This window comes from Sulfolobus sp. E5-1-F, assembly GCF_009601705.1.
In the GTDB taxonomy this organism is placed as follows: domain Archaea; phylum Thermoproteota; class Thermoprotei_A; order Sulfolobales; family Sulfolobaceae; genus Saccharolobus.
This window is the reverse complement of record NZ_CP045687.1, coordinates 25613-45944: the sequence shown is the minus strand read 5'-3', so window position 1 is coordinate 45944 and position 20332 is coordinate 25613. Positions and strand designations below refer to the sequence as shown.

Here is a 20332-nt window from a genome sequence, read left to right as displayed (position 1 = left end):
ATGAAAAACCTATCCATATTTATAGCTTATACCTCCTTCAGGGAAGTGGAACTTTATGGCACCATAGGGGCATGCTACTAATGCTGCTCCGCATTCTAAACATCTCTCATAATGCACTGTAATTCTCCCATCTGGTGATGGTTCATAAGTTCCAGCAGGACAAACTTTAGTGCAAGGTTTATCTTTACAAGTTAGACAGATATCAGTATTTACCTCTATATGGGAGGTCTTATCCACATTATACTTATTTAATGATAATCTCTTTAGGAGGTCCATCATATAAACAACCTCATGAGATCAGTTAACATCTTCGTAGTATTTACGTTTTCGTTTTTACTTTCTTCAATTAAAACGTTTATTGGTCTCTCCTTTCCATCCCCAGTTACTGTAAATAACTTGCCTAGAACATTGCAAATAACCTTAGGATACTTAATGAAAACATCCTCCTCATTTAATACACTAAAAGATCTTAAAGCAGTTTTCATATCCTTTAGTACAAATGATTCCTTGAGCATCTCGTAATAGATATCAGTCCTACTATAATCGTTAAGCTCCTTGATCTTCTTGGCAGCCTTTCCAGCAATAATTCCAGAACCTATTGCTAAATCCATTCCTCTAATGTTGAATCCATCATTTATTAAAAATCCTGCAGCATCGCCCACTAAGATTAGATTTTTATCATAAATTTTACCTATCTTATCGTAACCGTAATATGGAATTAAGTGGGCGGAGTATTCTAGGATATTCCCTTTTAACCCTAGAGATTCCCTAAATCTTTCCACAATTTCATTTGATGGTAAACTAGAGTTATATAACGATTCAACTTTTATCGTAACACCTACAGATAGTGTATCCTTATTTGTGTAAACGAAACCCCCTCCTTTCAAATTTCCTATTAATCCCATTATAGTTTTAGCTTCACCCTCATCCTCTGGCATATCTGATTTAATATCTAATACCTCTTTAACTCCAAGCATTAACGTTTTGGCTTCTAATTTTTTAATTCCCAGAAATCTTGAAACTGGTGCGGTTATTCCACCAGCGTCTATAACCAATGGTGCCTTAAGCTCACCTCTGTTTGTCTCTATTATCACGTAGTCTTTTTCTCGTCTGGCGTTTGTCACAAGTGTAGAATAGGAGATCAATACTCCCTCATTTTCAGCCTCTTTAGCTAACCATTGATCGAATTTAGCCCTTAAGACAGTATAACTATTTTTAGTTTTATGTTGGAATGAAAAAGTGATCTTCTTTCCTTCCTCACAATAGATCTCATATGTTTCTTTAGTTACAGGTCTCTCTAAGGGTGCTCTTTCTAACGCGTCTGGAAATAATTTTAATAATGCGTGGACATACATTCTTCCTCCAGAAACGTTCTTACTTCCTGAATATTCTCCCCTCTCTAATATAATTGTTGATAATCCTTCTCTGGTAGCTGTAATTGCAGCAGAGAGCCCAGCTAATCCTCCCCTACAACTATAACATCGGCGTCAAAACTCACACTATTATATTTTTAAAAGGTCATATATATGTATTTGGTTTTCCTATGTCTGCTTTTTTTATCATATTTAATAATATCTCATTTCCATTACTAATTATGTAGAGCGTATGGAGTATTAACGCTTTCAATTTGTTCTCTCTACATACTTTCATCTCTTCCATACTTTTCTTTACCATTTCTATAAAAGGGGAGTCATCTCTATGCAAAAAATCACTGCTACTTCTGAATTCCTTTATCTCCTTCTCTATTTCGGCTAGCAAGTCCATTATCTTATCTTGATCTTCATAATCCTTTGCTATTGATAGTAACTCATTACCAGCTTCAATCACATTACCTTCATTAAGCTTATCAATAACCGCTACTAGCTTTCCAAACATAAAAAATATCTTGAATTCGCTCCTTATTTACTTAACTACAATTACGGGAATCTTAGACTCTTGGACAATTTTATTCGATACACTCCCTAGGAATATACGTTGAACCTTTGATAAACCTCTGCTCCCAATTACTATTACATCGATCTGATTATCCTTAGCAAACTCTAGAATAGTGTTAGCTGGATCTCCCTCTAAAGTAATACCCTCAGCATCAATACTTTTGCTCCTAGCCTTTTCTATTGCCTTCTTAACATCTTTCTTAGCTTTTTCCTCTAAGCTTTTAGTGGCTTCTAATGGAGGTAATACCCCCGAATTGTAAAATAGTGTAAGGTCAATAACTTCCACTATAAATAGTTTAGCTGAAAATTTACTGGCTAATTCTATGGCAAAATCTAATGCTCTCTCGGCATTTTCCGACCCATCGTAACCTACTAGAATTCTCTTCATAGATATCAATTCCACTAATATGGTTTTAAAATTAACTAAGATCAAGGTCTTATCGATTTCAAAGACGAAACAAACTTATCTAGAAAGTAACTCTTTTCTCTGAAGTGCTCATCTATTTCCCTCCAATCTTCTTCAGATAACCTCCAACCCATTGCACCAGCGTTTTCCTCCACGTGCGATATTTTTGAAGCCTTGACTATTGGTACTAAACTATTTCTACCAGTGATATACCAGTTTAAGGCTACTTGGGCAGCAGTCTTATTATACTTCTTACCTATACTTGCTAAGAACTCATTTCTTGCCAATATTCCATTTTCCAATGGAGTATATGCCATGTACATCAATCCATTTTTCTCCGCATAAGCTAAGACCTTCCTCTCATCGTCCCTATCTAGTAGACTATAGTGATTCTGGATAGCTACAATCTCATATTTACTAACGCACTCTCTAGCTCTTTCAATTTTATCTACATCGAAATTACTAAGCCCGAAAAACCTTATTACACCATCATCAACTAACTTCTCAAATGCGCGAATAGTTTTGCAAATGGGTACTCTTGAAGGTGAGTGAAGTAAATAAAGGTCAATATATGTGCCTAGCCTTTTAGAACTATTTTTAGCTGACTTTATCACATTATCATAATCTGCATGACTAGGCCAAACCTTGGAGACTATAAAAAGCGTATCTCTATTAAATCCCTTAATTGCCTCACCTACTAATTCCTCAGCGTGACCATTACCATACATTTCAGCAGTATCGATGACTCTTATTCCTAACTCAATTGCCTTACGAATCGCACTTATCCATTCATTATCTCTGTCATGAGAAGCGTACCAATAACCTCCTCCAATTCTCCAGGTTCCAAAAGCAAGTGACGACACGGTAAAGTATTTAAATTTCTTAACGTCCTCCATAAATATACCTTAAATTTGTTCCTTTTAAAAATTGCTTCATGATATACATGATATCTAATATTGGAAGAAAAGGATATAAGTACGTAATTTAACTTATTAAATATGATAATAAAACCAGAACCCTCTCTAAAGGACTTATCATATCTAATAGAAAGTTCAGGGTTGAAAGCAAGCGATCTACTTAATATGTATAAGAGAATGTTAACGATAAGGTATTTTGAGGAAACGATAAGGAAAATATACCATGAAGGGAAGAATCCCTTCAACATGGCTTCAGGTATAATTAGAGGAGAAATGCATTTATCCATAGGACAAGAAGCAGTCGCTGTAGGTACGTTGTATGAAGTTAGGGATGAAGATGTCGTAGTGAGTACTCACAGACCTCATCATCATGCTATTGCGAAAGGAGTAGATGTAAATGGATTAGCTGCGGAAATTCTTGGTAGGGTAACTGGACTTTGTAGGGGAAAAGGAGGACATATGCACTTATTCGATAAAACTAAAAACTTCGCTTGTAGTGGTATTGTGGGAGCATCTTTTCCTCAAGCTGCTGGTGCTGCTTTCGCATTTAAATATTCGGGAAAGGATAACGTAGCTATAGCGTTTGCTGGTGAAGGAGCAGCAAATCACGGCACTTTCACTGAAACATTAAACGTAGCAAGTGCGTGGCAATTACCATTGATAATAGTTATAGAAGATAACAAGTATGCTGATTCTACACCTAAATCCTTAGTAATGCCAACTGCCTTTCACTATCAAAGGGGGTTAGCGTATAACGTTCCATCTTATCTAGTTGATGGAATGGACGTAATAGACGTATATTCTACAGCAAAGAAAGCAATAGAGAGGGCAAGAAAAGGGTTTGGGCCTACGCTAATAGAAGCTCTAACGTATAGATATGTAGGACATTTTGAGGGAGATGGTGAGGAATACAGAACTAAAGAAGAAGTTGAACTATGGAGTTCGTTAGATCCAATAAGGAGATTAGAGAATAGAATATTACGTTTAAATTATGCAGATAACGAAATCCTAGCTAAATTAAGAGAAGAGGCTAGAAGGCAAGTTCAAGATGCAATAGATTTTGCCCTTAAAAGTCCCTATCCAGATCCTAATGAAGCTTTAAGGGGTGTCTTCGCATGAAGATAAAGGGAATTGCACAAGCAATTGCAGAAGCGATAAAGCAGGAAATGGAGAGAAATGATAAAATTGTAGTGTTAGGAGAAGATGTAACATATTGGGGAGCAGTATTTGGATTTACAATGGGTTTATTTGAGAAATTCGGTAGGAAGAGAGTTTTCGACACGCCGATAACAGAACAAACTTTTATGGGAATGGCAGTAGGTGCGGCTTCTGTGGGCTTACATCCGGTAGTCTCTCTAATGTTCGTTGATTTCCTAGGAGCTGGTTTCGATCAGATGTACAACCATATGGCCAAAAACCACTATATGAGTGGAGGTCAATTTCCAATGCCAGTAACAGTAATAACTGCAATAGGTGGAGGATATGGGGATTCCTCCCAGCACTCTCAAGTATTATACGGCTTGTTTGCCCACTTACCCGGGTTTAAAGTTGTAGTACCATCAACGCCATACGATGCTAAAGGTTTAGTAACTAAAGCATTAAGGGATCCAAATCCCGTCGTAGTGTTTGGACATAAACTATTAACTGGTTTACCGTTCTTACCCTTTGAGGGTATTGAGGAGGAAGTTCCAGATGAGCCTTACGAGATTGAGTTTGGTAAGGCGGCACTTAGAAGAGAAGGGACGGATTTAACGATAATTTCAGCTGGATTAATGGTTCAAAGGAGTTTGAGGGCAGCTGAAATGCTTCAACGAGATGGAATCTCGGCTGAGGTAATTGATTTAAGGACATTAGTACCCTTAGATGAGGAGACTATAGTTAGGTCCGCTAAGAAAACTGGAAGGGTTTTGATTGTGGATGAGGATTACATGAGTTATGGAATGACTGGGGAAGTAGCGTTTAGAATTCAGGCTAGAGCATTAAAGGATCTTAAGGTACCAATTGGTAGGTTAGCAGTTCCGGATGTGCCAATACCTTTCTCAGAGCCGTTAGAAAACACTGTTATACCTAGTGTTGAGAGAATATATAATGAGGCGAAGAAGTTATTTCAAGGAAGTTAATGCTTATCATTCTTTTTTTTAAAAAATCTATAGTATTAAGTTTAGTACAAATAGTAATGGGGAAAGTAAGTGGGTTCAAACGAGCATATGTTTAAAGTAAATAAAAAGGAAAGAATTGATTACAAAAGAGATAATTAATAAAGTAAAGATTTCTAATTCGCTTTAATTAATTGTAACTAAAAGCAATGAAACTATTATAAAAAGGTGAAAAGGAATATAGAGAAGCAAGCAGGATATTTCAGAGTTGATTAGAGTTCTTGCAGGAATGAATGTCATGAAATACTTAACGTGGCATTAAAAGAGAGGATTGAAAATTGGTGTCAAGAGATATTTTGACGTAAACGTTTTGTATATTTTTACCCAATCATCTTAGTGTTATTTTTAAAGGGCTAAAAAGAATGGTTTTAAAATATAGATGAAATCTATACCGCTGAAATTACTATATAATAACTAAATTGTAGTAGTGAGGAAGTTAATGAATAAAAGGACGAGGAAATATTGAATGTGTTATCTTTTTCTTCAGAGATGCGTGCTAAAGCAGATTTAGTTCATATAGTAGCTATAGGTGGTGGAAGTAAGAGAAGTTTCAATTAGACTTTGGAGGCTACATAAATTTCTTTTTATCGTAAAACGTTGGTGATTTAATAAGTTATGACATGGATATTCAAAGAAGTGGCGGTAGATTCTAGTAATCGTGAAAAATAATTTAAGTCTGAATTCACGCTAAGACTAAATGATTTACGTATTTAAAGGCTTATCGGGTTATATTATCCTTTTTATTCTCATGATAGGTGAGGGATTAGGACTGCCTTTGCCTAGTGAGGTTATAATGCCACTAGTAGGTTATTATTCATACTTGGGTAGTATATCATTATATCTAGGTATAATAGTAGGTACTTTAGGTAGTCTAGTTGGTTCTATAATAGCATACGTAATAGGTTATAAGCTAGGATTACCCTTCCTTAAGAGATATGGGAAATACATCTTAATAGATGAAGGTAAGATAGAAGCACTACATAATTGGTTTTTAAGATATGGCGATATTGCGGTATTTGGATTTAGGTTCATACCAGGGTTAAGGGCTCTTATATCATATCCTGCAGGGATAGGACAAATGAAAATTCCTAAGTTTTTAGGATTTACTTTCTTGGGGCATATTATTTGGGATATTATACTTTCCCTTATAGGTTATGAGCTAGCTAACCAGATTAATTTTGTCATAACTCTAGCTGAGAAATTTGGGAACTATATACTAATCTTTGTAGTTATAGTAATTGTAATTTATATTATAATGAGAGTATTACGGAAGAGATAATAAATACAAAATATTTTATTTATAGGAGAGCAAATTAATATTCTATGTGTGTGTTTTTATATAGGTTCCTAGATTAGTTATTGGTGAATAAACATGTCGAAATCTAGTGCCCCAAAGGTCGGAAGTGCAATAGGAAGAACAATAATTTATATAATTCTTTATGTTATTGTGAGTGCAGTAATTAAGTTCCTAATTGAGGTGTTATTACCATCAGTTCATATTAACGCTATAAGTTATGAATCATACATACAGATATTATTGGCACTTGCATTTGGTTACTTAATTGTTTCTGGAATTTCTCTAATATTCTATTATTCACTGTTATCGAAATACGGTCACCCAGCAGCTGCTGCAGTGAGGAATGTTGTGAGAATTATTGGAATCGGTGCATTAGTTGCAGCAATAGCAGGTGCAGTAGCCGGTGGAGCGGCTGGTGTTGCATTAGGTGGTTTCATAGGTATAGTAATTGGCTTTGCGTCACAACAAGTATTGGGTCAAGCGGTTGCCGGAATGTTCCTATTAATAGCCAGACCATTTAAGATAAATGATAATGTTAATCTAGTTGGAGAGGACGGAATAGTTGAGGATGTTAGTACGTTATTTACAACTGTGATAAAATCAGATGGGACTAAAGTACTTATACCCAATAACGCCATAATAGGGAATAAGATTTATTTGAAACCAGTTCAACAACACCAAAAGAGTTCTTAATACAAAATTGGAATATGACTCTTTTAAAGTTCTAAATCTATATACTCTTGAAAGTGCAATATAGTATAGTTTTCATATAATAATGGAACAGACTATATGACAATTCAATAAAACTTAGCCTTTAAAAGGAGCCGCGGCCGGGATTTGAACCCGGGACCTCTGCCTTACCAGGGCAGCGCTCTGGCCAGGCTGAGCTACCGCGGCATCATAATGTTTAATTTGCAAAGGGTTAAAAAGTCTTCTAGTTATCTACTTTGTCATTACATCTCAAATGGGAATTTGAATATTTTACTAGTTAATATGACGAATCTCATAATATACGGAATTATTGTAGCTATTCCTCTCATTAAATTTTTTGTGACTTTAACACGTAAGATTCTAGATAGTTTAAGAGTCAATTAAAGACCTATTATTCCACTGAATCTGGGCTAATGAAATTTTCGAGATCCACTAACTAGCAATAAAGATACCAATCTCTCTCAGCTTACCTGCAATCGGTAAAAAATTAATAATAAACCTAATTTGGTTTTTGGGTATTCGATTAATAAGAGTATAGTTACCCATAACTAAAAGCACTATTTCTAATACGGACTTCAAAACTCATTATACCGTATACAAGATTAAAAGTCGTAATGATAAATAAGCATAGAAGGTTAGAATAATCATACTTATCATCCTAAAATCGTACCAAATATTCCGTATTTAAACCTTGATGGTAAATGAGAAAAGAAACTCATCTCAAGCTCTTAAAAACTATCATTAAGGTAAAAATGTAATAAGGAACGCTAGATGGATCATCTCTTTCTCCCCTTAACTAGTAATGCTGTTCCTCCGAGTACTCCTATCAGTGATGAATAAACGTAATACTCCGCAATAAAACTGTACAAATTATAGAAATTGTAATAATATATCGATATTCCCAGTACAATCAATAACAGTAGAATACCTATTGGCCTTAATAACTTCTTTTTTACGACTATTAACGCAATTCCGATTATTTCGAAGGGCAATAGATACTGAAGTGAAGGTACCGGATATACTTCCGCATAACTCTTATAATCGCTATTAACGACTGCAATATAACCATAGTGGATAGGATATTGTAATGGAATTGGATAAGTCCAATTACTTGGCGAAAGAATAATAGGAGGTCTAGGTTTAGATGAGAAATTAAACGCGTTTAGTAATCCTTGTATGTCACTATTCTTAACGTAATTAGTTAACCACGGTAGGTGCCAATTATAATCAATAAATGCTAGTAACGTATAGCCTGAAATAGTGTAATTATCCACATAGCCCTCCTTAGCATAGGGCGAAATTATAAGTAAAGGAATTCTCTGCCCTAAACCATAATAGTTAATTGCAGGGGGAGTTATGTGATCATAATATCCCCCACCCTCGTCAAAGGTTATAAATATTACCGAAGAGTTCCAATAATCACTCTCCATTATTGCATTAATTACTTTAGCAAGTTCGATTTCACCAGCCGTAATATTATAGGGCGGGTGCATATCGTATGCGTCACTACTACCCCCTAAAAACATGACCCAACTAACACTCGGAAGGCTATTATTCTTTAAATCCTTAAAGAACTCTGACAAATCGTAGATATGTACCATATTAATTCCCGTAAACGCGTTTAGAGGCCATGGGGTCCCATTAAGATTATATACGAAATAGCCCCAGCTTATATTGTACTTCTCCAGTTGATACATTATGGTTTCGTTGAAGGGTAATACATTGTACGCTTCATCGCTATAGAAGTTAGGTGAAAATCCAGTCAAGTAAGCTACTCTATTTGGCTCAGTTAATCCTAATACTGGCGAGAAGTAAGCGTCTGCTAGTGCGTATTCCTCAGCGTAGTCCCAAAGTATACCAGTCTGTTGATAAGAGAAATACGCCATTGACTGAGGGCCAGAGTAAAATATAAAACCAATTGGTTTTCCAAACCAATAGTCACCATGATACTCGGTCCAACCTTCTGAAGGATCTGTTGTATCATAAGCGTTAGCATAATATGGATGGGAGTACGATAATGGAAACCAAGGAATTGTGGGTACTGATATCCAGCTAAGCACACCATTCTTAGTACCTTCAAGTTGTGTGTAGTTGTTGTATAATCCGTCTGGCCACATTACAGAGAGCGTAATATTGTTTATTATTGGGGGATAACCAAACGGGTATGTCCCAAATAAATTATCGAAGGAATGATTCTCTTCTATTATTATAATAACGTGTTTTATTGGCGTTACAGTATTTGCATGGAAGGTATTAATGCTCATCAATAAAATTGAAATTAGTATTAGAATTAACAATCTTTTCATATATTAAAATGTAATATATAGATTTTAAGCATTGCTATATAGAGTACATATAGTACTTTATAGATTTTATCGTAGTCTGAATAGTTTCTTATAGTCAAGGAAGTATCCATAAACGTTTTTCAAGTACCTTGAGAGAGCCTTTACACCAAGGTGGGAACCGAGCTCATACTTCAAGATGTGGAGGAAGTTCACAACTAGGCCAACAAGCTTCATGTATCCGAGGATCTTGACTACGCTCTTGAACGAACTGCTCCTAAGGCCTAGGACCTTCAAATCCCTTATCACAGTTTCAACATCCCACCTATTCTCCCAAGTCGTTATTACCTCCTCAGAGGTCATGGTTAGGTCGGTCGTGAAGAAGTACCTCCTCCCGCAACCTTTATAATTATTAACTACAATTAATTTAATAGGAACGCCGAGGTACGTGACGGAGAACTCTCCCTCGGGGAACTCGGCGACCGGCACGGATCTACCTCCCTCGGTAACCCGCGCGCTCGCCTTAAGTTCCGAAACAACACCGGGCAGAAGAGTTCTCCTGTTCACGTACCACGAATCGAACGCTATTGAACTAACGTTAAGCCTCCTCCTCACTTTCTCTATCAGCTCAATTGCGATTTCGATCTTCGTTCTGAACTGGACTGGCTTCCCTTCTTGTTTCAAGATATTCACGACTTTTTGTGGTAGGTAGATCTCGAGGTGGATCAAGTAGACCTCGTTGGTTTCCAAGTCCCTTATTGTGGCTACAAGGATTTGGTGTGCTGGGATGTAGGTTTTATCCTTCCTGGAGTAGAAGAATTGGGTCATGTGAGCTGAGACCCACGCGGCTTCAGCGTAGTATTTCTCGTTTAGTGTGTCGTCTATTGAGAGCTGGACCTTGTGTTCCCCTACTAATTCCTTCACTACTTCGATTAGATCGACCTTAGCGACCTCCTCTAACTTCCTCAAGGCGTATTCGTAGTCAATTCCAGCCGTGGTGCACTTGGTCCTCATTGATCCATCTTCGATCAGAGATGCGCCCAGTAACTTCACTAGGGATTTACTGCCTAGCGTCTTCTTCACTTTCTCTAGGTACTTCCTTACCCTTGCAAATCGTCTGTTGAAGAGACTCGTTATTTTCATTGTTTAGTCTTGGTATTATCATCCTAAAAAGTTTTTAAGGTATTTCAAATTGACGTCATTTTCAGGAAACTACTATACATAATCTATTTAGGCTTAAAACGTAATAAGAAACTAAAGAATTTTTCAACTTTCATTTAAAAGTTGTAATACTAATAAGGCAGAGTTCTTAACTAGAGTTACGTTATTCAGTGCTTCGTTTTTTGTTAACCCATCTGTGAACATTAACCTAGCCACTTGAATTGACTTTGGTTCCTTATCATTAGGAGTGAAGAAGAATTCTACATTCATTCTCAGTAACTCTTTCTTAATTTGTTCAACTAGTCTTATTGCAGTCAGAGTTGTTAGTTCTCATAATAGGTGAAAAAAAGGAAGTAGAAGATGCCCTTCAAGAGGCGGAAAAACAAGGATTCCCATCTTTCTTAGTTGGCAAAGTGTTAAGGAGATAGGAAAATTCTGCCGTCTCTATCTTTAGAGAAGAGCTCTTTTAAAGCCTCTTTTCCCTCCTCTAACCTAACTACCTTCCACGTCTTTACCTTACAATCCTTACATATTTCTAATAGCTCTACAAAGTCCTTCCTATTACCCCTATTAACACCTAAAATGCTGATATGCTTACTGTATAACTGGCCTATATCAACTTTAACATTTGCACCTAGCAACGTTCCAAAGGTAACTAACTTACCCCTAACACCTACAACTGAGAAGCTCTTATCCCAAAGTTGCTCTCCTAAGGAATTCACAACTACGTCAGCCATCTTACCATTTGTAATTTCCTTCACCTTTTCCTCTACTTCATTATAATCAACTACGAAATCAGCTCCATATTCCCTTAACCAACTTTTTCTTGATACAGCTATTACTTTTGCCCCAAACCTCTTACCTAATTGCACCAGAAACATCCCAGTATTTCCAGATGCCCCAAATATAACTAGTGTTTGTGATGGCCTCAATTGTGCTTCTTTTAACGCGTGGTAAGCTGTCAAAGCAGCTACAGTCAAACTTGATCCCATTTCCCACGTATACTCATTCGGTAACTTAAACACGTATTTTTCTTCAACTGCGATATATTCAGCCCATCCACCATTAGCGTCAACTCCAATTCTTCCACCATTTCTGCAAACTGTTTCATATCCAGCCATACACATGTCACAAGTTCCGTCAAATATTCTACCATAAATCGTAACTCTATCTCCAACACTTACACTTTTAACATGATCTCCAACCTTAGCTACTTCTCCGCTAAATTCAACTCCCGGTATATGTGGTAATGGATTCACTTTTAGCCTCTCCACAGTATAATAATCAACTGGATTTACACCAGCTAGTTTTACTCTTATTAATACTTCATGATTGCCTATTTCTGGGTCTTTGTAATCTGTAAACTTTAGGTTTTCTATTCCGTTTTTATCGAATGCGAGAGCTTTCATCACCTTTAATTTAAGCTTAAAGGCTAATAAGTTAACTTTAGATTGGTAAAGATAATAAGCAAAGTTAGGAGAAAAATTATCTTAAACACATCACGTTAGATTACTCATAAGTCCAACGATTTATGTTTAATAGCAACAACTACATAAGCGATTTTTGTGAGAGGATGAGCATTAAGAGAAGGTCAAAATATACATTAAGCGTTCTTTTGCTCGCTTTATTTTTAGGTATTATAATGGGATTAGCGAATATTCCAATGGCTCAAACTTCCCCCCAAATTCCCGTTTATAAGGTTGCTGGTAGTGCAGATTTGTCGAATCCTGGTTCTGCAAGTTATTGGAGCCAAATACCATGGATTAACATATCATTGACTGCTAATATACCAATGGCACCCACTTCTGGACTTACTCATTATCTCTTAGTTAAGGCAGTGTGGAACGGCTCTTGGATAATAATATTAGAAAGATGGTACGCCCCAGAACCCGCTTTCGGTGCTTGGTCAGCGGCTGCTGCAGGACTTTATCCTCTGGCATCTGGTCCAAGTTTATTTAGACTAATAATGCTTACACCTGGTACTACTTATACGATAGAAAAGAACTATACTAATTGTTTCGCTATAGTTAATGGAGAAACAATACAAGGGAGATTAGTACTAAACTACTCTGGAATCTTGTTACCAACTCCAAACAATACGCAAATCACTATAACGTCTAATGGTACAATAATATTATGGCACTCTCCAGATCCAATGGAGGATCTCTTGTACACTGATGGTATGTTCTACGGTTATTATGTTAATTCAACTTGGTATTATCCAGATAGAGCTGCTATAATGTGGTATATGGGTAACGTAGTACCGCCAACTAAAGATGATATGAATATGGGTGGTGAGTATCCTAATCAAACATTTGATGGTGTAACTTTTAAAGATGCTGGAGGTTCTTTAGCACAACCCGGTGGAGCTGCTAATATATGGATGTGGGTATCTGGAGCTACGTGGAATAATATAACTTATGACCCAGCATTTAAAGTGAACCTATGGCAGAATACATCATTAACCGGATTACCTTATGTAGACCCTGGCAATCATGGATTTGCAGTTCCATTATATACTAATAATACTAATATGTACGAAGTAGATACTGCTGGAATATGGTATGCACCAGTAGCAACAAGTGGGTTAAACGGATCTCTATTCTTTATATGGACTGGAGCAACGTATCAAGATGGTTATTGGACAGTAGAGTTCGCTAGACCCCTTGCAGTTCCTTCAGCTTATGCTAATTGGATGCCTAATATAACAGTTGGCAAAACCTATTACGTAGCGTTTGCAGTATGGCAAGGAAGGCTTGGTGAGACATTATTTGATAAGTCTATCACGCCTAACTTCCTTACATTAGAGTTAGTTACTACTCCACCTACTAGCACAACTACTAGCACAACATCAGTTACATCAGTTTCTAGCACGACCACTGTTACTACAATTACAAGTATATCTTCTGCAACAATATATGTGACAGTAGTCGGTATTGTAATAGCTATAGTAGCACTAATAATACTTTATGTGGTGTTTAGAAGATGAAAATGATAGATGAATTAAAAGGAAATTTAAACCTTTTTTTAATTCTACTTGGCATTTTCAGCTTTTTACAGTTTTCATTTAAACAAGCATTCATGTTTCCCTCAATACTCCCTCTTAATATCTCTAATACAAATTTACTACTTCTAATAGGGAATATATCGTTCTACTTCTTCTTCATATTTATATTGATAGTCAGTATAATCTTATCCTTTAGTTACAAATCGTTAATACCCCTTACAGTCATTCTCTTTCTCTCACCATTTATTACGTTAATACCTAACTATGAGAACTCTTTTTGGTTATATTCTCTTGAAATTGCAATTCTTGTTTTAGGATTAGCAAGCACTATTGAAGGCCTAATTAAATCCTCACCATTATCCATTCTTTTAATTCCTACATTAATCTTAGTAAATCTCGGAGTATATGCATCAATACTTCTTAACATTTTTCATCACGCGTTATTTATAAGCTACCTCACATTATACTTTATCTCGATTGCTGGATATTTGGCATATGTAATATTATGGGGCAAAATTAAATCCCTAAGAAATTATGTAGCAATATCAGTTGGACTCCTTTCCATTATACCGTTTATACTTTTTGAAAATATTATAAGTCAGAATAGGTACCTAGAAATTTTAATGAATATGATATTACCATCGATGTTAGGGATAAACTTGTACAATCCTTATCATATTACCCTCTTAGTAATCGTATTAGGTTTAAGTATAGGGGGAATTCTCATAGCTCTAATAAAGGGTAATATTAGTGCAGGGGTTGGATACTTTCTAATTATTTCTACTGTATTTCTTGGAATTGATGGTTTCTCGTTATTAATATACATGCTAACTCCGATAATAGGTTTTTTAGTAATTACATCCGGTGAAATTGAAAGTAAAAAACGTATAATTGATATCATAAGTCCAACGAGAAATGGATAAAAGGTATGTCTTACTATTCATATTTTGTGACTCGAAATGATAAGGTTTAAGACAGGTAAAAATGATAGACCTATCTTAGACTACTCAGATTTAATGTTTATTAGGAAATTAACTAGTAAAATGAGAGACCCTAAGACAAAATTTGATCCAAAAGAATTTGTAAATAAAGGTGAAGATTACTTATTTAACTATACAAATAAGAACGTTGGAAGTGTAGATGAAAAGAGAAGAAGGTTCCTCAAATCCTTAATCTTTGGGATAGCAGCTGCTGCAGTAGTTGGTATTATACCCGGACTTAAAGTATTTGTACCATCAACAGTTACTGTTACCAGTGGTTTTCCTAAGTCATTATTAGTGGACTCGTCCGGAAATCCGATTAAGGCATCGCAAATTCCAGTTAATAGCCCATTTATAGTTATATTTGAATATCCGATGACGGGTGAACCAAACTTTCTAATAAATCTAGGGGACTCATCTGGAAAACCGGTAGAAATACCTTCAACAACTGTAGTAGTTCCTCAGACTGGGAAAACCTATACATTCCCGGGAGGTGTTGGACCTAATAAGTCAATAGTAGCTTATTCTGCAATATGCCAACACTTAGGATGTACTCCACCCTACATTCACTTTTTCCCTCCGCAATATGTAAGTTCGGCTCAATTGACTGCATCCGAACCAGACCAATTAACGGCTGCTGCATTACTAGCAGCAAAGCAAGCTAAGATTCCAGCATTAATACATTGTGATTGTCATGGTTCAACTTATGACCCATATCACGGAGGCGCAGTACTTACGGGACCAACGGTTAGACCATTGCCATCAGTAGTTTTAGAATGGGACTCATCTAGTGATTACTTATACGCTATAGGTGCTGTTGGAGTTGCGACTTATCCTAATGGAAATAATGGTGTACCTGCAAATGACCCTACTGAAGATTTAAGCTCCAGTTATGGTAGCCTTGTTGGTGATAAGACAACGGTGCAAGAATCTGAGAATCCTTTCTCGTAATAAGTCCAACGTTTAATACTTTTTACCTTTTTTCCTAAATTTACTCTTATGAGCTCTAAATTATCGGATTGGTTTAAAGAAAGACTTGGATTAGATGACTTACCCTTCTTTAGAACTCCAGATTACATGTACAAAGTAGACTATTGGTTAGGTGCGTTAGTGGCTTCTGCGTTCATTTACACCGTAATAACCGGACTTATCCTTTTGCTATATTATAATGCCCAAGCTGGATACAATTCGACGGAGTTCGTGATAAATAGTGTGCCATATGGTTCAGTTGTGCTTTACAGTCACTTATATGGAGCGTATGCTATGATAATTTTAGCCTATGTTCACATGTTCAGGAATTACTTTGCTGGGGCATATAAGAAACCTAGAGAATTATTGTGGATAATTGGTGTAATAATGTTAGTCCTAACTTTAGGTACTGCATTCTTGGGTTATAGTTTGATAGGGGATGCGTTGGCAACTAGTGCTGTAGATGTTGGGGAGGGTATAATAAGTAGTATACCAGGCCTTTCCATCTTCATTCCATTTCTATTTGGAAATTATGATGCTGGAGATTACGGTAGAGTACTAGCATGGCATATTATATTTACCGCATTGATAGGCTTACTATTCATTTTCCACTTCTTTTTAGCTGAACATTACGGAATGATGCCTTCAAGGAAAGTTAAGGATAAAATACCAGCGGTATACACTAAAGAAGAATGGCAGAAATTCAATCCGTGGTGGCCTAGAAATTTCGTTTATATGATGTCTTTAGTATTCTTAACTTGGGGATTTATTCTCATAATACCAAATGCCCTAGCATACCTTAATGGACTCCCACAACAACTAAATCCATTTTTAAATCCGAAACCGGCCCCTCCACCAAACAGCCCTGCTGCAGCTCATATAACAACTTATCCACCATGGTTCTTCTTGTTCTTGTATAAAATAGCCGACTTCACTAGTGACGTATTAGCATTCTTATTTATTGGCGTAATTATTCCATTAATATACCTTATCTTAGTGCCTTTCCTCGATAGGACAGAATACCTCCACCCGTTAAAGAGGAAAGTGTTTATAGGGATAGGCATTCTAATGATAACGTACTTAATACAAACAACCATATGGGGTGACCTAACTCCTGGCGTACAAATTCCAGTTAGTCAGCAAGTTTTAGTATATTTACCACCAGCCATAATAGTAGCTTTAGGACTTACTGCGATCAGACCAAGAACAGATAACAAAGGAAATATAAAAGGGACAATAAGTCCTATAACAGTATTGATATTTGTCCTAGCTTCATCTCTGTTTGTAATAGCTGGGATCGAATTACTGGCTAATCCTACAATTTTAACGGTTGGAGTATTTATCCCTCTTGCTGGAGTATTTATACTAACTACCAAAAAGATTGCACCTATAGCATTAAAGGCGGAACAAAGAAGCGAGAATGCTACAATAAGTGAAGAAAAAGTGCCAGAGTGGAAGAAGAAACTAGCTGAAGGCATAGTAGCTCTACTCTTCATTTACGCTATAATATTGGCAGCACAAATATGGACGATACCAGCTACTGGATATTTCTCTAATTTATTTGGTATAGATTTAGGGCTGATCTTTCTAATGCTAGGTGAGGGTATCTCCCTATATCATTATGTGATATATAGAAAATAAGGTGTTAATTATGATTAATGTTGGTTTTTATTATGAAGTGAAAAGGGGTTTCGAGAAGGATTTTGAAAATAAGTTTAGGGAGGTTTTGAGTTATTTAAAAGCTAATGCTGATGGTTTCATTGACGCTAAACTTTACAAGAATGTTGATGATCCTTCAGAGTATTTGATTTATAGTGTTTGGAAGGATTTAGAGTCATTCAAGAAATTCATTTCCAGCAATGCATATAGGAGTACTATAAATTACGGTAAGAGTATTATTGAGAGTAGACCAATACACAGAATACTACAAGAAGTAAACGAATAATAGAAGAATTTTTGTTCTTACATTCTATGTTAAAAGAAGCTTTATTTAATATAACTGTTTAAGCATAGAGAGTCCTTATAAAAAGTTTATTAATATAAATAACACATATTAACATATGGCAGAAATAGACAAAATATTGAAAAATCTTAGCACGGGGGAGTTAAGGTTTTGGGTTAGCGGCGTATATTGTAATAATTGCGTTAGCAGAATTCATAGAGCTTTAAAGACCATAAGCGGTGTAGAGAATGTCGAAATTAAACCAGATTTTAAGGAACTTAGGGCTCTTGTAATACTGAAATTTAAGGGAGAAGTAAGTAAAAAGGACATCGAGGAAGTACTCTCAGAAGCTTCAGATGAGACTCCTTATCATGAGTATAAGCCAATTTGGGAGTAGAAACTTATCATCGCTTCTACAATTTTTTGCCTACCTTTCTCAATTCCTTTTTCTTCCAGACATTTATAATAGTGTTCTTTTTCATCACTACACAAATTTTCAGCTCTTCTCATGATTTCCTCCCCCTCATGTATTAAATTACCTAATGCCACATTCTTTAATGCTATTAATCCTTTTATTGTATTAACAACTTCCCTAAGTTTATTTATTCCCTCTTTAGAATATGTTCCATATCTGCTGGCAACTTTAATGAATTCATCGCATATATCTAATCTCATCTTTTCGCATATATGAAAAGATAAATGCTCTTCTGGGTAAAGATATAGAATTGGTCGAGTCTTAATCACTAAGGCAGTATTCCTTCTATGGCATATTGGGCATTTAAAGTCAGTTATCATATAATAAAAAGTGGAATAAGTCCACTAAATAAGTTAAGGAGACATTTTATGATAGATTAAAATGTCTTATACTAGGTGCATCGGTTTATATCAAAGATAATTAGACAAACTAGGTTTAATGATAATAATCTCAATATGAATAATGTCAGCTACTAATCGCTAATGGTGACGCGAGATCAATAAATTAAAAAACTTATTAGAATAAAATGCGATAAATACTTATGGATTCAACAATAATGGACTACAATCTCAATATTAAATCCATTTTCTGGAGAATAGAAAAGTTGTATAGGGACAGAGAGATTATATCTAGAACTCATGAAGGAATAGTCCGTTACACATATTCAGATTTTGCATTAAGGGTCAGAAAACTAGCCACCTTCTTGAAGACTAACGGCATATCAGAGAAAACAGTTGCGTCAATAGCATGGAATACTCAGAGACATTTAGAGTTGTACTTCGCAGTTCCTTTACTAGGTGGAGTCTTGCATACGGTTAATGTAAGGTTTCACGAATCTGAAATGGATTATGTAATTAGGGCAATGGAGGACAAAGCTATATTCATGGACAAGGATATAACTTATAGGAATTCCACTTTGCCTACTTTCATCTTTGATGAGAAATATGATGAAGAGATAAATTCGCAAGAACCTATTAGAGATTTTCCTGACGTAGATGAAAAGCAAGGTGCAATAGCTTGTTTTACTTCAGGTACAACTGGGAAGCCAAAGGGAGTTGTATACAGCCATAGGAGCATATTTATTCATTCACTATCATTATTGACAGCTGATGTACTAGGTATTTCCTCTTCTGATACAGTAATGCCCATAGTTCCCATGTTTCACATATCAGCATGGGACTTACCATTTGCATCATTAATGACTGGGGCAAAATTAGTTTTACCTGGTCCTAGGCCTAAGGCAGAGGATATAGTAAAAATGATAAAAGAATTTAAGGTCACGGTGGGAGTTGGAGCTCCCACTGTATGGATTGATGTTGTAAATTATGTAGAAAGGGAGAATCTAGATTTACCATTAAAAGTTGTAGTTACTGGTGGAGCTGAGCCACCGTTAGGATTGATTAAGAAACTGAAGGAGCTTGGAGTTAAAACTTATCACGCTTGGGGAATGACTGAGACTGAGGCAATAGCTACGATAAATAAGAGCGATAATATAGAGAGGATGTCAGAACAAGGCTATCCAATTCCAGCGTTTGAGATCGCATTGATGGATCCAGAAGGAAAGGAGTTACCTTGGGATGGCAAATCTATAGGTGAATTAGTGGCAAGAGGGGCGTTTGTAACCAAAAAATACCTTAATGATAAATCCGATACTCAAATTAGGTGGTTTAGGACTGGTGATGTAGCAAAGATAAACCTTGACGGAAGTGTGAAAGTTGTAGACAGGCTAAAGGATTTAATTAAAAGTGGTGGAGAGTGGATAAGTAGTGTTGATCTGGAGAACGCCATCATGTCATATGAGAAGGTGTTAGAAGCAGTCGTTGTTGGTGTTAAAGATGAGAAATGGGGAGAGAGACCAATTGCTCTAGTCGTGAAGAAACCGGGGAGAGAAGTTAGCGAAAGTGAAATTATAGAGTATTTGAAGTCACTAAATAAGTTTCCAAAATGGTGGTTACCAGATAAGATAATATTCGTGGATTCAATACCTAAAACTAGTACAGGTAAACTTGACAAAAAATTGGTAAGAGATCAGTTGAGATCATTGCTAGAAGAAAGTAACAAATGAACTTTCAACGCTTATAAGTAAAGAAAGGGA

19 protein-coding genes, 1 tRNA gene and 2 pseudogenes are annotated in these 20332 nt (G+C 36.1%); 11 read left to right on the top strand and 11 right to left on the bottom strand.

The window, feature by feature from the left end; translation table 11 throughout:
* Nucleotides 1-9: 9 nt before the first annotated feature.
* The 5 genes and pseudogenes from GFS03_RS00230 to GFS03_RS00210 form a co-directional block, all read right to left on the bottom strand.
* The gene (locus tag GFS03_RS00230; RefSeq protein WP_153421956.1) at nt 10-279 is read right to left on the bottom strand and encodes a ferredoxin family protein; all 270 of its coding nucleotides are present in this window, start codon (nt 277-279) and stop codon (nt 10-12) included.
* Nucleotides 276-1498 (bottom strand): annotated as a pseudogene (locus GFS03_RS00225) (FAD-dependent oxidoreductase). The gene GFS03_RS00230 and the pseudogene GFS03_RS00225 overlap by 4 nt, the downstream one beginning before the upstream one ends.
* A gap of 20 nt (nt 1499-1518) precedes the next feature.
* Nucleotides 1519-1875 carry a hypothetical protein gene (locus tag GFS03_RS00220; protein ID WP_153421955.1) on the bottom strand — a complete coding sequence of 119 codons (357 nt, stop codon included), beginning with the start codon at nt 1873-1875 and terminating at the stop codon, nt 1519-1521.
* A 27-nt stretch (nt 1876-1902) separates the two neighbouring features.
* Nucleotides 1903-2322, bottom strand: a complete 420-nt coding sequence (locus tag GFS03_RS00215) for a universal stress protein (RefSeq protein WP_153421954.1) — start codon at nt 2320-2322, stop codon at nt 1903-1905.
* 41 nt (nt 2323-2363) lie between these two features.
* A complete protein-coding gene (locus GFS03_RS00210) occupies nt 2364-3236 on the bottom strand; it encodes an aldo/keto reductase (RefSeq protein ID WP_153421953.1) in 873 nt (290 codons plus the stop codon).
* A gap of 102 nt (nt 3237-3338) precedes the next feature.
* Between GFS03_RS00210 and GFS03_RS00205 the strand changes: the two genes are divergently transcribed.
* The 4 genes from GFS03_RS00205 to GFS03_RS00190 all read left to right on the top strand — a co-directional run bounded on the left by GFS03_RS00205 (nt 3339) and on the right by GFS03_RS00190 (nt 7403).
* Nucleotides 3339-4376: a thiamine pyrophosphate-dependent dehydrogenase E1 component subunit alpha gene (locus GFS03_RS00205; RefSeq protein WP_153421952.1), complete on the top strand. Its 1038-nt coding sequence runs from the start codon at nt 3339-3341 to the stop codon at nt 4374-4376.
* Nucleotides 4373-5377, top strand: coding sequence for an alpha-ketoacid dehydrogenase subunit beta (locus GFS03_RS00200; RefSeq protein ID WP_153421951.1), 1005 nt, complete (start codon nt 4373-4375; stop codon nt 5375-5377). Before GFS03_RS00205 ends, GFS03_RS00200 begins: the two co-directional genes overlap by 4 nt.
* A 733-nt stretch (nt 5378-6110) precedes the next feature.
* Nucleotides 6111-6692 carry a DedA family protein gene (locus GFS03_RS00195; protein ID WP_153421950.1) on the top strand — a complete coding sequence of 194 codons (582 nt, stop codon included), beginning with the start codon at nt 6111-6113 and terminating at the stop codon, nt 6690-6692.
* 93 nt (nt 6693-6785) lie between these two features.
* Nucleotides 6786-7403 (top strand): mechanosensitive ion channel domain-containing protein, encoded by a 618-nt coding sequence (locus GFS03_RS00190; protein ID WP_153421949.1) that lies wholly within the window; start codon nt 6786-6788, stop codon nt 7401-7403.
* 129 nt (nt 7404-7532) lie between these two features.
* On the opposite strand, the gene GFS03_RS00185 is transcribed toward GFS03_RS00190, so the two are convergent.
* The 5 genes and pseudogenes from GFS03_RS00185 to GFS03_RS00165 form a co-directional block, all read right to left on the bottom strand.
* A tRNA-Thr gene (locus GFS03_RS00185) sits at nt 7533-7607 on the bottom strand.
* A gap of 590 nt (nt 7608-8197) precedes the next feature.
* Entirely contained in the window at nt 8198-9727 is a 1530-nt protein-coding gene (locus GFS03_RS00180; RefSeq protein ID WP_153421948.1) for a phospholipase C, read from the bottom strand.
* A gap of 66 nt (nt 9728-9793) precedes the next feature.
* Nucleotides 9794-10846 carry an ISNCY family transposase gene (locus GFS03_RS00175; RefSeq protein ID WP_153421922.1) on the bottom strand — a complete coding sequence of 351 codons (1053 nt, stop codon included), beginning with the start codon at nt 10844-10846 and terminating at the stop codon, nt 9794-9796.
* Nucleotides 10847-10969: 123 nt separating this feature from the next.
* Nucleotides 10970-11170: pseudogene (locus GFS03_RS00170) on the bottom strand (DUF2299 family protein); the annotation flags it as partial.
* Nucleotides 11171-11280: 110 nt separating this feature from the next.
* Nucleotides 11281-12273, bottom strand: coding sequence for an alcohol dehydrogenase catalytic domain-containing protein (locus tag GFS03_RS00165; RefSeq protein WP_153421947.1), 993 nt, complete (start codon nt 12271-12273; stop codon nt 11281-11283).
* A gap of 164 nt (nt 12274-12437) precedes the next feature.
* Here GFS03_RS00165 and cbsA point away from each other — a divergent pair, with 164 nt between their 5' ends.
* From cbsA to GFS03_RS00135, 6 genes are all read left to right on the top strand, one after another.
* Nucleotides 12438-13853 (top strand): cytochrome b558/566 subunit A, encoded by a 1416-nt coding sequence (gene cbsA / locus GFS03_RS00160; protein ID WP_153421946.1) that lies wholly within the window; start codon nt 12438-12440, stop codon nt 13851-13853.
* Nucleotides 13850-14794 carry a cytochrome b558/566 subunit B gene (cbsB, locus tag GFS03_RS00155; protein ID WP_153421945.1) on the top strand — a complete coding sequence of 315 codons (945 nt, stop codon included), beginning with the start codon at nt 13850-13852 and terminating at the stop codon, nt 14792-14794. Before cbsA ends, cbsB begins: the two co-directional genes overlap by 4 nt.
* A gap of 36 nt (nt 14795-14830) precedes the next feature.
* Complete coding sequence (soxL2, locus tag GFS03_RS00150; protein ID WP_153421944.1) at nt 14831-15802, top strand: Rieske iron-sulfur protein SoxL2; 972 nt, start codon at nt 14831-14833, stop codon at nt 15800-15802.
* 48 nt (nt 15803-15850) lie between these two features.
* Entirely contained in the window at nt 15851-17461 is a 1611-nt protein-coding gene (gene soxC, locus GFS03_RS00145) for a proton pump complex cytochrome B SoxC (RefSeq protein ID WP_153421943.1), read from the top strand.
* A 10-nt stretch (nt 17462-17471) separates the two neighbouring features.
* Complete coding sequence (locus GFS03_RS00140; RefSeq protein WP_153421942.1) at nt 17472-17765, top strand: antibiotic biosynthesis monooxygenase family protein; 294 nt, start codon at nt 17472-17474, stop codon at nt 17763-17765.
* 115 nt (nt 17766-17880) lie between these two features.
* Nucleotides 17881-18159, top strand: coding sequence for a heavy-metal-associated domain-containing protein (locus GFS03_RS00135; RefSeq protein ID WP_153421941.1), 279 nt, complete (start codon nt 17881-17883; stop codon nt 18157-18159).
* Here the strand turns inward: GFS03_RS00135 and GFS03_RS00130 are convergent.
* Nucleotides 18132-18557, bottom strand: coding sequence for a hypothetical protein (locus GFS03_RS00130; RefSeq protein ID WP_238699135.1), 426 nt, complete (start codon nt 18555-18557; stop codon nt 18132-18134). The two genes, GFS03_RS00135 and GFS03_RS00130, sit on opposite strands and share 28 nt — an antisense overlap.
* A 221-nt stretch (nt 18558-18778) precedes the next feature.
* On the opposite strand from GFS03_RS00130, the gene GFS03_RS00125 reads away from it, so the two are divergent.
* Nucleotides 18779-20302 carry a long-chain fatty acid--CoA ligase gene (locus GFS03_RS00125; protein WP_153421940.1) on the top strand — a complete coding sequence of 508 codons (1524 nt, stop codon included), beginning with the start codon at nt 18779-18781 and terminating at the stop codon, nt 20300-20302.
* Nucleotides 20303-20332: the final 30 nt, after the last annotated feature.